General features: G+C 64.6%; 10 protein-coding genes and 1 tRNA gene. All 11 read left to right on the plus strand.

The features are described from left to right. The first annotated feature begins 136 nt into the window (after positions 1-136). On the plus strand, positions 137-739 hold the full coding sequence (locus HYH07_RS07695; RefSeq protein WP_220001931.1) for a TetR/AcrR family transcriptional regulator: 603 nt from the start codon (positions 137-139) through the stop codon (positions 737-739). A gap of 234 nt (positions 740-973) precedes the next feature. Beyond that, entirely contained in the window at positions 974-3,088 is a 2,115-nt protein-coding gene (locus HYH07_RS07700) for a methyl-accepting chemotaxis protein (protein WP_220001932.1), read from the plus strand. A 322-nt stretch (positions 3,089-3,410) separates the two neighbouring features. Beyond that, on the plus strand, positions 3,411-4,640 hold the full coding sequence (locus HYH07_RS07705) for a multidrug effflux MFS transporter (protein ID WP_220001933.1): 1,230 nt from the start codon (positions 3,411-3,413) through the stop codon (positions 4,638-4,640). Beyond that, positions 4,637-6,034, plus strand: a complete 1,398-nt coding sequence (gene guaD / locus HYH07_RS07710) for a guanine deaminase (protein WP_220001934.1) — start codon at positions 4,637-4,639, stop codon at positions 6,032-6,034. Before HYH07_RS07705 ends, guaD begins: the two co-directional genes overlap by 4 nt. Positions 6,035-6,044: 10 nt before the next feature. Beyond that, positions 6,045-7,028, plus strand: coding sequence for an antibiotic biosynthesis monooxygenase (locus HYH07_RS07715; protein ID WP_220001935.1), 984 nt, complete (start codon positions 6,045-6,047; stop codon positions 7,026-7,028). Positions 7,029-7,077: 49 nt separating this feature from the next. Further along, positions 7,078-7,983, plus strand: a complete 906-nt coding sequence (rnz, locus tag HYH07_RS07720) for a ribonuclease Z (protein ID WP_220001936.1) — start codon at positions 7,078-7,080, stop codon at positions 7,981-7,983. Between the two features lie 119 nt (positions 7,984-8,102). Next, complete coding sequence (locus HYH07_RS07725) at positions 8,103-8,306, plus strand: hypothetical protein (RefSeq protein ID WP_220001937.1); 204 nt, start codon at positions 8,103-8,105, stop codon at positions 8,304-8,306. Positions 8,307-8,540: 234 nt separating this feature from the next. After that, on the plus strand, positions 8,541-9,461 hold the full coding sequence (locus HYH07_RS07730) for a dihydrodipicolinate synthase family protein (RefSeq protein WP_228749317.1): 921 nt from the start codon (positions 8,541-8,543) through the stop codon (positions 9,459-9,461). A 22-nt stretch (positions 9,462-9,483) separates the two neighbouring features. Continuing rightward, positions 9,484-10,590, plus strand: a complete 1,107-nt coding sequence (locus HYH07_RS07735; RefSeq protein WP_220002028.1) for a four-carbon acid sugar kinase family protein — start codon at positions 9,484-9,486, stop codon at positions 10,588-10,590. Further along, positions 10,587-11,612, plus strand: a complete 1,026-nt coding sequence (pdxA, locus tag HYH07_RS07740) for a 4-hydroxythreonine-4-phosphate dehydrogenase PdxA (protein WP_220001939.1) — start codon at positions 10,587-10,589, stop codon at positions 11,610-11,612. The genes HYH07_RS07735 and pdxA overlap by 4 nt, the downstream gene beginning before the upstream one ends. A gap of 264 nt (positions 11,613-11,876) precedes the next feature. After that, positions 11,877-11,950: transfer RNA gene (locus HYH07_RS07745), tRNA-Gln, on the plus strand. The last annotated feature ends 86 nt before the right edge of the window (positions 11,951-12,036 follow it).

Consider the following 12,036-nt stretch of genomic DNA (forward strand, 5'->3'; position numbering starts at 1 on the left):
ATGTACCGTTTGCTAAGAAAATTGTAGCCGCTTACCGCAAGAATGCGAAGGCGGAAGAGAAGAGAAAGATATAACAAATAGATAGGACCTGGCGTTGAGATTGAGGGACGGCGCCGAATCCGAGGAGATCAGTGATATGGGCATGGGACGCCCCCGCGAATTCGACGCTGACGTCGCGTTGGACCGGGCAATGGAAGTGTTTTGGCGCCACGGCTATGAGGGCGCCACGATTGCCCAGCTCACGGAGGCCATGGGGATCAACCCGCCGAGCCTGTATGCCTGTTTCGGCAACAAGGAAGGCCTGCTCAAGGCCGCGCTCGACCGCTACACCAAATTGCGTGGCGCGTGGATGGACGAGGTGGTGTCCGCACCGACCGCCCGCGAGGTCGCCGAGCGGATGCTGATGGGCATCGCCGAGAAGCAGACCGATCCCGCCAATCCGCCCGGCTGCCTGCTCGTGCAGGGCGGCATCGCCTGCGGCACCGGCTCCGAGAACGTCCCCTTCGAGCTCGCCGCGCGCCGCGCCCAAAACGAAGATCAGCTCCGCGAGCGTTTCATCCGCGCCAAGGCGGAGGGCGACCTGAAGCCGACATCCGATCCCGCCGCGCTCGCGCGCTATGTGTCGGCCGTATCGGTCGGCATGGGCGTGATGGCATCGTCGGGCTCCGACCGAGAGGCGCTGCGTCAGGTGGCGAGCGTCGCGGTGCAGGCCGTCGAGGCGCAGTCGGCGCGGGACTAGGCCACGCCGCCGTTGGTAAGGGGGCGGCCTCGCGATGAGCAGGCGTTGGGCATTGGGATCGCCCGTTCAGGATCGTCGCGGACGTCAGTCTGTGCGTCAGGTCGATGATCGGCATCCCGTAAATGCCCGGGTTCCAAGCGTAAGGGTTTGGTTGCGATTGCGAAGTACCGTGCCCGAACAAGCGGCCCATCGATCCCTTCCACAGCTCAATCGCGCGATTTGCCTGGTGCTATGATGTCAGATCTTTCCCGTCCGCCGGAACGCTCATCCGTCAATCGTCAGAAGGGCGTCAGCCTGCGATGGCGGTTGCTGGCCGGCAATCTGATCACGAGCCTTCTCGCGGTGGCTTTCGCGGCAGCAATCGCCTGGAGCGGATGGGGCGATCTCCGCAAGAGCGAAGGCGCGGCGCGCGCGCTGTCCGCATTCGAGCTGGTGATGAAGGCCAACAGCCGGATCCCGGCCGAACGCTCCGCCTGGTTCGCGGTCATGGGTCTGAATGATGCTGCCACGCCCGAGAACCTGTCCGCTCTGGACAAGGCACTCGCCACCACGGATGAAGCGATCGGTGCCGCAAAGCAGGCGATTCGCGCGGCTGAGCTGCCGGCGGGATCGATCGAAGCCGCCGAAACAGCCTTGCAGAATACGCGCAATGTCGCGCGTCAGGCCGCGATGCAGCCCAAGGCGCAGCGCCCCGCCAATAGCCAGTCGGCCATCGTCGACGGTCTGGCCCGCGCGGTCGATGCGCTCACGGCTGCGACAAGCGAAGCCTTGATCAGCCTGTCGCGCGTCGGAAGCGACATCGAAAACCTGCTGCCGTCGGCGGAGCTCGCACAAAGAGCGCAAGCCATGCGCGCGATCAACGGCTCCCGTGCGGCCCTCCTCGGCCTTCTGGTCCGTAAGCAGCCCATATCCGCGGCGCAGATCGTCGAAGCGACCGAGCTGAGCGGCCAGGTCGCGCTGATCTGGAAGCAGATCGAGCAAGGTGTGCACAATGCCGGAGATGCGCCTGAGCTCGTGAACGCCATCAAGCCGGTGCGCACGACACTGATGGATGAAGGCGAGCCACGGTTTCGCGACGTCGCCGCGGCCGCACGCGAGGGGCGTCCTTCCCCGGTCGGCGAGGCCGACTGGGGGACCGTCCTGAACAGCGTGCTGGTTCTGCGCGACGCCGCCTTGAGCTTTGCCCACAGGGCCAACGACGCAGCGATCGCGCAGGCGCAGACCCGGCTCGTCTGGGCGCTTGCGGCTCTCTTCGTCGTGTTCGCCACCTCGCTCGCAGTCGTCGTCGCGGTGATGCGCCAGGTCATCCGCCCGCTGACTCGACTGACGGGCGCGACGCTGCGGCTTGCCGACCGCGATCTCGATGTCGCAATTCCGGACGGACATCGCGGCGACGAGATCGGTACCATGGCAAACGCGCTCCAGATCTTCAAGGATGCGCTGATCGCGAAGAAACTCGCGGACGAGGCAGTCGCGCGTGATGCCGAAGCGCAGATCGCGCGCAGCCGCCGCGTCGAGACCATCACGCGCAATTTCGAGGCCATGGTCGGCGAGATCGTGAACACGGTTTCGTCCGCGGCGACCGAGCTCGAGGCTTCCGCCGGTACACTGAACACCACGGCCGATCGGTCGAAGGTGCTGTCGATGGCGGTCGCAGACGCCTCAAATGAAGCCTCCGCCAACGTGCAGTCGGTAGCCTCCGCCACCGAGGAACTGACCTCCTCGGTCCACGAGATCAGCCGCCAGGTCCAGGAGTCCGCACGCATCGCCGGAGACGCGGTTGAGCAGGCCAGCCGCACCAATGAACGCGTCAGCGAATTGTCGCAGGCCGCGGGTCGGATCGGTGACGTCGTGGAACTGATCGACTCGATCGCCAGCCAAACCAATCTGCTGGCGTTGAACGCCACCATCGAGGCGGCGCGCGCCGGCGATAGCGGCCGCGGCTTTGCCGTGGTCGCCTCCGAGGTGAAAGCGCTGGCGCAGCAGACGGCAAAAGCAACCGAGGAAATCCGCCAACAGATTACCAGCGTCCAGTCCGCGACACAGGAATCGGTCGGCGCGATCAGGGAGATCAGCGGCACGATCGAGAAGCTGTCGGAAATCTCCTCGGCCATCGCTGCCGCCGTCGAAGAGCAAGGCGCGGCCACGCAGGAAATCGCCCGCAACGTGCAGCAGGCGGCGAACGGCACCCAGCAGGTCTCCGCAAACGTCACCGACGTCCGGCACGGCGCGAGCGAGACCGGCTCGGCCTCCTCGCATGTGTTGGCCACCGCCCAGTTGCTCGCCGCAGACTCCGGCCGGCTCAAGCTCGAGGTCGGGAAGTTCCTGGAAGACATGCGCGCGGCGTAACCGCATTCCGGGCCGTTGCGATGTCGACGGTCGGCCGGCGAGCGCCATTCCCATAGGCGATAAACCTCAGGGGGTCAGCGAGGCGCGCGGCGTGAGGCGCGAAATTCGCCAGTGATTTGTACTGTGCATGGGGTTGTTTTCGCGTTTTCGACCGAGGGTCCTGACGCCGCGAATACGGCCGCGCGCATCGAAACGGGACCTCTAAGAATTTCTACATAAAGTTGTGGCACGGTCCCGCGCGTCAAGACCCGCAAACCCGCATCGTGCGTCTCATTGCGCGCACGAAAAGTCGGTGCCCGCGGGCACTGTGGGGGCGTTGTTCATGACTGCACTTGCTTCGGACGCCGGTCGCGCCAGGCGGGGGATCGTGCCGATCCTGTTGTGCGTCGTGCCGTTCAGCCAGATTCCGCTCGATGCCTATACGCCGGGCCTGCCGCAGATGGTGGTGGATCTGGCGACCGACTCCGCGTCGATGCAGAACACCGTCACCGCCTATATGCTCGGCATGAGCCTCGCGCTGGTGCCTGTCGGCATTGCCTCCGATACGCTCGGGCGTCGCAACGTCCTGCTCGCGGGTCTTTCGATGCTCATCGCCATGAGCTTCGCCTGTGCGATGGCCACCAGCGCCTCGCTGCTGCTGGGCTTGCGTTTCCTGCAAGGCATCGGCGGCTGCACCTGCCTCGTGGTCGCCTATGCGGTTGCCGCCGACTGCTATCGCGGCCCTGAGCTGACCGCGATCTCCGGTCTGCTTGGCGCGGCCTGGGGGCTCGCACCCGTGCTTGCGCCGGCGGCCGGTGGCTTCATCGTCGACCTCACATCCTGGCGCGGTGTCTTCGTCGTCATCGCCATCGCCGCAAGCACCGTCGCCATGATCGTCGTGTTCCTCCTGCCCGAGACGCTGCCAGCCGAACGACGTGCGCCATTCGATCCGCGCCGCACCGCCGGCATCCTGCGCGATGCGCTGCTGCGTCCGGGCTTCCTCGCCTTCGTGCTGGTCTTCGCAGCGGCCGCAAGTGCGCAGCTGGCGTTCGGCGTCGTCGCGCCGTTCTTCTATCAGACCGGGCTCGGTTACTCCGCAGCCATCTACGGCCTCGTCGCGCTCGGCCTTGGCGGCGTCAATCTCGCCGGCGAACTCGGCTGCGCGCATTTCGCGCAGCTTTTGCCGGCCCGGATGCTCGGCTTCGGCGCCTTCGCGCTGTTTGTTGCCGGCGCCGGCGTCCTGACCGGAACAGGCATGACGCTCGGCCTCGACTTCGTGTCGATCACACTGGGCGGCGCGCTGGTGCTCGGCGGCTGCGGCGTGCTGTGCCCGATGATGTACGGCATGGGGCTCGGCCTGTTCGAGCGGAACCATGGCCTGATCGGCGGCCTCATCAGCGCGCTCTGCTATCTCGCCGTCAGCGGCGCCATGGCGATCGCGGCGGTGTTGCCCGAAGAGACACAGGCGCCGATCGGATTGCTCTATCTCGGCCTCTGCGCCATCGCGGGCGTGCTGCTCGCGATCTCGTTGCCGGCGGCGCGCACCCAGACACAACAAGGAATCACGTCATGACCACAGTCGGTATTCGCGGCACGTTCTTCGACTTCGTCGACGATCCCTGGAAGCACGTCGGCAACGAGCAGGCCGCAGCGCGCTTCCATCAGGACGGCCTCATGGTCGTCACCGACGGCATCATCAAGGCGTTCGGGCCCTACGAGACAATCGCGGCCGCGCATCCGGGCGTCGAGATCACTGACATCAAGGACCGCATCATCGTCCCCGGCTTCATCGACGGTCATATCCATCTGCCGCAGACCCGCGTGTTAGGTGCCTATGGCGAGCAGCTGCTGCCCTGGCTGCAAAAATGGGTTTATCCGGAAGAGCTCAAGTACCGCGATCGCAATTACGCGCGCGAGGGCGTGAAGCGTTTCCTCGACGCGCTGCTGGCGTCCGGCACGACCACCTGCCAGGCCTTCACCAGCTCCTCGCCGGTCTCGACCGAAGAGCTGTTCGAGGAAGCGGCTCGCCGCAACATGCGCGTTATCGCCGGCCTCACCGGGATCGATCGCAACGCACCCGCCGATTTCATCGATACTCCCGAGAATTTCTATCGCGACAGCAAGCGGCTGATCGCGCAGTACCACAACAAGGGCCGCAACCTCTATGCCATCACGCCGCGCTTTGCTTTCGGCGCCTCGCCGGAGCTGCTAAAGGCGTGCCGGCGCCTCAAGCACGAGCATCCCGACTGCTGGGTCAATACCCACATCTCCGAGAACCCGGCCGAGTGCAGCGGCGTGCTGGTCGAGCATCCGGACTGCCAGGACTATCTCGGCGTCTACGAGAAGTTCGATCTGGTCGGGCCAAAATTCTCCGGCGGCCACGGCGTCTACCTCTCGAACAACGAGTTCCGCCGCATGTCGAAGAAGGGGGCGGCGGTGGTGTTCTGCCCGTGCTCGAACCTGTTTCTCGGCAGCGGCCTGTTCCGTCTCGGCCGCGCCACCGATCCGGAGCATCGCGTGAAGATGTCGTTCGGCACCGACGTCGGCGGCGGCAACCGCTTCTCGATGATCTCCGTGTTGGATGACGCCTACAAGGTCGGTATGTGCAACAACACGCTGCTCGACGGCAGCATCGATCCGGCGCGCAAGGATCTTGCCGAGGCCGAGCGCAACAAGCTCTCGCCCTATCGTGGCTTCTGGTCGATCACGCTCGGCGGGGCGGAAGGTCTCTATATCGACGACAAGCTCGGCAATTTCGAGCCGGGCAAGGAGGCCGATTTCGTCGCGCTCGATCCCAACGGCGGGCAAATCGCGCAAGCCTGGCACCAGTCGCTGATCGCCGACGGCGCCGGTCCGCGCTCCATGGACGAGGCCGCGAGCATCCTGTTCGCCGTCATGATGGTCGGTGACGATCGCTGCGTCGACGAGACCTGGGTGATGGGCAAGCGTCTCTACAAGAAGAGTTGAAACGGACGCGATGAACGGATCACCCGACAAGGCCGGTCAGGCGGTCGCACTCGTCATCCAGCGCCGGATCGCCGACGATGGTTTTGCCGCGTTCGCCCGATGGAACGGCGAGGTGGGCGAGGTGCTCAAGGCATGGCCCGGCTTTCTCGGCCAGGAGGTGGTTCCGCCACAGCCGCCGGCGCATGTCGACTGGGTGACGATCGTGCGTTTTGCGAGCCCGGCCGCGGCGCGCGCCTGGCTTCAGAGCGAGGTGCGGGCGAATCTGATCGCGGAGGTGCAGCGCTACTTCGTCGGTTCGGAGGATGTCCATATCCTGCCCGATACCGGCGTCGAGCGCGACAGCGCCGTCTCCGCCGTCATTTCGTTCAAGGTGCCAGTTGGGTTGGAGGACGCCTTCCTCAAATGGCAGCAGCGCATTCAGGCCGCAGAAGCCGAGTTCAAGGGATTCCTCCGTCACAAGATCGAGCGCCCAATTCCGGGCCTACACGATGAGTGGATCATCATCCTGTCGTTCGACAGCGATGCGAACCTCAGCGCCTGGCTCGACTCGCCCTTGCGGCAGACGTTGCTGAAAGAGGGGGCGCGCTTCAACGCCGGCATGAGCGTGAAGAGGGCAAGCTACGGCTTCAATTTCTGGTTCCCGGCCGGCAAGGCCCAGGCCCCGGAGCAAAGTTTGAACCTGATCTGGAAGAGCAACCTCATCGTCCTTCTGGTGCTCTATCCCGTGGTCTATCTCTGGGGCACTTTCGTCAGCCACCCGCTGATCGACAGCCATGGGGTGCCGATCTGGCTGTCGCTCTTCGTCGGCAATCTCGTCAGCACCCAGCTGCTCGGCTGGTGGCTCGTGCCTGCTGCGTTCAAGGCGCTCGATTGGTGGATCGCGCCGAAGGCCGCGTTTGGCCGTCAGATCGCGGGCTACGCACTGCTTGCTGCACTCTATGCCGCGTCAATGGGGCTATACGCACTGCTGCTCACGTGGCATTGGGGACGGTGAGGCCGTCTGGGGGGCGGGCATCGGCCGATCCTCTGGACAAGTGACCACCATGTTCGCCCTGACATTCCTTGGCACCTCCGCAAGCGTTCCGTCTGCTGAACGCAATCATCCGGCGCTCCTCCTCGAGGCCGCGGGCACGCGCATGCTGATCGATTGCGGGGAGGGAACGCAGCGCCAGCTGCTGCGAAGTGGCGCCGGCTTTCGGCGGCTCGATCGCATTCTTCTCACGCATGGACATCTTGATCACGTGCTGGGCATCCCCGGTCTCTTCTCGACGATGGGGCTTCGGCAGACTTCCGACGTGATGACCATCCATGGCGGGCCTGAAACGCTCGATATCGTGATCCGCATGCTTGCAGGCCTGTGGGGCGCGGGAAGGGCGCCGATCGCACTGGAGTTTGTGCCCCTCTCGGAAGGGCAGGTCGTCAACGCAGGCGACTTCAGCATCGACTGCTTTCCGGTCCGCCATCGCGACACTGACAGTTTTGGCTTCTCATTCCAGAGTCCGGCGCGCCGTCATCTGTTGTCTGATCGTCTCTCAGCACTTGGTGTGCCCGATGGACCCATGCGCGGTGAGCTGGCCGCAGGTCGGCCGATCGTCGTTGAAGGTGGCCGGACGATTGACCCGGAGGATGTCCTGGGGCCGCCAAGCGGCGGCAAGAAGTTGGTCGTGATCGGCGACACCGAGACCACCGAGGGGCTTTCAGAGCAGGTCGCGGCTGCCGATCTGCTCGTGATCGAGGCAACGTTCCTGCATCGGGATGCGCGGACGGCGCGAGATTACGGCCACCTCACGGCAGCAGAGGCGGCGCGGTTCGCGGCCGCCAACAGCGTCCGGCAGCTCGTTCTGACTCATCTGTCGGGTCGCTATGAGGACGACGAGATCCTGGCCGAAGCTGCAAGGATCTTTCCGAGCGTCAGGATCGCCGCTGATCTGGATCGTATCACTGTTTAGGCAGTGCGTTGCACGGCCATTAATCTTACCTGTCAAGGTTGACACGACTTCATTCCCGCAGCGGCGCGCCAGCGCGGTATTTTCGCGAGATCAGAAATCAGGTTGTATTGAGAGTATTGATGTCGCGTTCCGTTGAACTGATCGTCGAGGGCTATGTGAGGCTGAACGATCGCCGTGCGCTCGAAGGTATTTTGACGCATCGCCAGGACCTCCTGCGGCAATTGGTGGCCGTGACCGGTGTCGACCCGAAGCAGGCCATCGCGCAGGTCAGCGAGGAAATCAGCATCATCGAAGCCGGGCTTGCGACGCTCGTTCCGGAATAGCCGCCGCCAAGATCGCGTCCCGCGATCACCTCAATAGTTCCGACTTGATCGCGAGATCCTGCACCGGGCCCGACCTTGGCCGTGTCCGAATGCCCTGCCATGACAGCCGCGGCCGTTGACGCCGCGGCGGCCGGCTCTTACCAACGGATCAGATCATGGATGTTCGCATTTCGAACAACGTCGATCCAACGATCGGAGGAAGCTTTGTCGACATCATCGCTCCAACCCAACTCCTTGCACTCACAGTCCTTGCATCCGCATGGCGTTTTCTCCGCCGCGCTGACGCCGCTCGACGCCGAGCTCGCGCCTGATCACGCGCGCTTCATCGCGCATTGCCGCTACCTGCTGGACGAAGGCTGCGAGGCCATCGCGATGCTCGGCACGACGGGGGAGGCGAACTCCTTCTCGGTCTCCGAGCGCACGGCATTGTTGGAGGCCGTGATCGCTGGCGGCATCAAGCCCAACCAGTTGCTGCCGGGCACCGGCGTCGCGGCCTTCACCGAGACCGTTGCGTTGACGCGCCACGCGCTGTCGGTCGGCGTCGAGACCGTGGTGATGCTGCCGCCGTTCTATTACAAGAACGTCAGCGATGACGGCGTCTATGCTGCCTATAGCGAGATCATCCAGCGCATCGCCAATCCCAGGCTCAGGATCGTGCTCTATCACATCCCGCAGATGTCGATGCAGCCGATCTCGCACGCGTTGATCGAGCGGCTGCGCAAGGACTATCCGTCGACCATCGTCGGCATCAAGGACTCTTCCGGTGACTTCGCCAACATGACCGCGATGATCGAGCGTTTCCCGGGCTTTGCGGTGCTGACGGGTGCCGACCCGCTGCTGCTGCCGCTGCTGCGCAAGGGCGGCGCGGGCTGCATCACCGCGACCTCGAACCTCGTCGCCCGCGACCTTGCCTATGTCTTCAAGCATTTCCGCGATAGCGACGACGATGCAAGCCTCGCTGCAGCGCAGTCGCGCATTGTCAAGGCGCGCGAGCTGGTCTCGCGCTTCGCGCAGATGCCCTCGCTCAAGGCCCTGATGGCCGAGCGCACAGGTCACGCCGGCTGGCAGCGCCTGCGGCCGCCGCTCGAGACATTGCAGGCAGCTCAAGTGAAAGAATTGCTCGCAAGTGCCGCAGCATTCGCGAAAGCCGCTTAGAGGCTAACGACAAGGCATGGCGATGACGCACATCCGAATGCTTGCCGACGATCTTACCGGTGCGCTCGACACGGCGGCGGAGTTCGTCGGCCTGTGCGGGCCGTTCGACGTGATCTGGTCGGAGGCGTCCGCTGCGTCGGTCTCGCGGAGCCTGGCCATCGACAGCGGCACTCGTGAGCGTTCGAAGACCGAGAGTGTCGAGATCGTCACTCGGCTGGCGCCGCTGCTTCAGGACGGCGAGATCGCCTACAAGAAAGTCGACAGCCTGCTTCGTGGTGCGTGGGCGGCCGAACTCGGCGCTTGCCTGAACACCGGCCATTGGGCGTCTTGCGTGGTCGCACCTGCTTTCGACTATCAGGGACGCCGCACGGTCGAGGGCCAGCAATATGCGCGCACCGTGCAGGGCGACTGGCATCGCGTTGGCGACAATCTGCTGGATCAGCTAAGGCAGGAGGGCATCGCGGCGCAGCGGGGTTGTTCCGACACGCTGTCACAGGGCGGTGTTCAGGTCTTCGACGCCGAGAGCGACCTCGATCTCGACCGCGTCGCCGAGATGGGGCGACGCATGCCGGGACCTGTGCTCTGGTGCGGCAGCGGCGGTTTGGCCGGCGCGCTTGGGCGCAATCATCGCGCCGATGCTTCGCCTGAACTTAAGCGGCCCGTGCTCGGATTGTTCGGCTCGGACCAAGCCGCAACCGCAGCGCAGCTTGCAGCGTGCGGTGAGGCGACAATTTCGTTGGCCGAAGACGAAAGCAGTATGCGCGTTCTGCGCAAACTCGAAGACGGCGGCGTGGCCTTGGTGAAATTCGCGCTTCCCGATGACCTGGCGCGCGCCGAGGCCGCGCAACGGATCGCTCGCAAATTGACGGCGCTCACCGGCGCCCTCGAACCGCCGGGAACCCTGATCGTTGCCGGCGGCGAGACGTTGAAGGCCGTATGCGTTGCGCTCGGTGCGCATGCGCTTCAGGTTACGGGTCGCATCGTGCCAGGCCTGCCCCGCTCGACGCTGCAGGGTGGCCGCTGGGCCGGCGTCGATGTCATCTCGAAATCCGGCGCGTTCGGCGCGCGCGAGCTGTGGCGCGATCTGCTGCGGGACAATCATTTGCTCAATTTGGGGAGTTCGACATGACCTCTCGTCACCTTGCCATCACCATGGGCGATCCCGCCGGAATCGGGCCGGAGATCATCGTCAAGGCCTGCGTCGGATTGAAAGAACGGATTGCCAGAGGCGATCTCCGCCTGCTCATCATCGGCAGCGGCGCGGCGCTGGATGGCGCGAAGGCTGTGCTCGGCGCCAACGTTGCGATCCCGGAGGTCACCGCCGACGATCGCGACTGGCCCAATCTCTGCTACCTGCAAGCCGACGCCGAAGGCGATCCGATCAAGCCGGGCGTGCTCAGTGCCGATGGCGGCCGCTTTGCCTATAAGGCGATCGAGCAGGGCGTCCGGCTGACGCAGTCCGGCCGCACCGCGGCGATCGTCACGGCGCCCCTGAACAAGGAAGCGCTCAACAAGGCCGGCTACCACTTCCCGGGCCATACCGAGATGCTGGCGCATCTCACCGGCGTGCGCGGCTCGGTGATGTTGCTCGCCCATGGCAACATGCGCGTCAGCCATGTCTCGACCCATGTGGCGCTGGAGGACGTGCCGAAGCGTCTGACCCCGGAGCGACTGCGTATGGTGATTGATCTCACCAATGACGCGCTGCGCCGGCTCGGCATTGCAAAGCCCAAGATCGCGATCGCCGCGCTCAATCCGCATGCCGGCGAGGGCGGTCTGTTCGGCCGGCAGGATATCGACGTTTCCGCGCCGACGATCGCCAAAGCCGTCGCCGATGGTCTGGACGTCGTCGGCCCCGTGCCGGGCGACACCATCTTCGTCAAGCTGCGCGCCGGCCAGTTCGATGCGGCGGTCGCGATGTATCACGACCAGGGGCACATTCCCGTAAAGCTGCTCGGCTTCCAGGTCGATCCCACGACCGGTCGCTGGCAGGAGCTCTCAGGCGTCAACATTACGCTGGGCCTGCCGATCATCCGCACCTCGGTCGATCACGGCACCGCTTTCGACATTGCCGGCAGGGGCATCGCCAACGAGCACAGCCTGATCGAGGCCATTGATTATGCCGAGCGTCTTGCCGCCGGCGTTTCCTGAAGGGCGATGATGATTGATCCCAATCTCATCGCGTTCTAGCCGTCGCCGCCGCGCGCGCGACGGCGGCGGCGAACCCGCCGAACTTGCGTTCGATCAATCCGGCAAGTGCGATCGTCGTGCGATCCTCCAGATGCACAGCCGCGCTTGCCAGCCTATGGCTGAGCAGGTAGAAGGCTGCACGCCTGAGCCGCGATTTGCGCAAACCGCGCTGCCGGCCACAGTCGGACAAATCAGTAAGACATTGAATTTGTTCGGCTATTCCGTTGGGGAATGGTGTAACGGTAGCACAACAGACTCTGACTCTGTTTGTCTTGGTTCGAATCCAGGTTCCCCAGCCAAGCGTAAGATTCCCGACCGGGATCGTCCATTGATTCGCCGAGCGCGAACGCGGTCACCATCCTCGTCCGACAATCTCTGTTCAGCA

This window comes from Bradyrhizobium sp. BR 10261, from assembly GCF_019455395.1.
Taxonomy (GTDB): Bacteria; Pseudomonadota; Alphaproteobacteria; order Rhizobiales; family Xanthobacteraceae; genus Bradyrhizobium; species Bradyrhizobium manausense.

Excerpts from the sequence above, each read along its gene's own strand:
- HYH07_RS07695 (WP_220001931.1), top strand. The coding sequence starts at position 137 with ATGGGCATGGGACGCCCCCGCGAATTCGACGCTGACGTCGCGTTGGAC.
- HYH07_RS07700 (WP_220001932.1), top strand. The coding sequence starts at position 974 with ATGTCAGATCTTTCCCGTCCGCCGGAACGCTCATCCGTCAATCGTCAG.
- HYH07_RS07705 (WP_220001933.1), top strand. The coding sequence starts at position 3,411 with ATGACTGCACTTGCTTCGGACGCCGGTCGCGCCAGGCGGGGGATCGTG.
- guaD (WP_220001934.1), top strand. The coding sequence starts at position 4,637 with ATGACCACAGTCGGTATTCGCGGCACGTTCTTCGACTTCGTCGACGAT.
- HYH07_RS07715 (WP_220001935.1), top strand. The coding sequence starts at position 6,045 with ATGAACGGATCACCCGACAAGGCCGGTCAGGCGGTCGCACTCGTCATC.
- rnz (WP_220001936.1), top strand. The coding sequence starts at position 7,078 with ATGTTCGCCCTGACATTCCTTGGCACCTCCGCAAGCGTTCCGTCTGCT.
- HYH07_RS07725 (WP_220001937.1), top strand. The coding sequence starts at position 8,103 with ATGTCGCGTTCCGTTGAACTGATCGTCGAGGGCTATGTGAGGCTGAAC.
- HYH07_RS07735 (WP_220002028.1), top strand. The coding sequence starts at position 9,484 with ATGACGCACATCCGAATGCTTGCCGACGATCTTACCGGTGCGCTCGAC.
- pdxA (WP_220001939.1), top strand. The coding sequence starts at position 10,587 with ATGACCTCTCGTCACCTTGCCATCACCATGGGCGATCCCGCCGGAATC.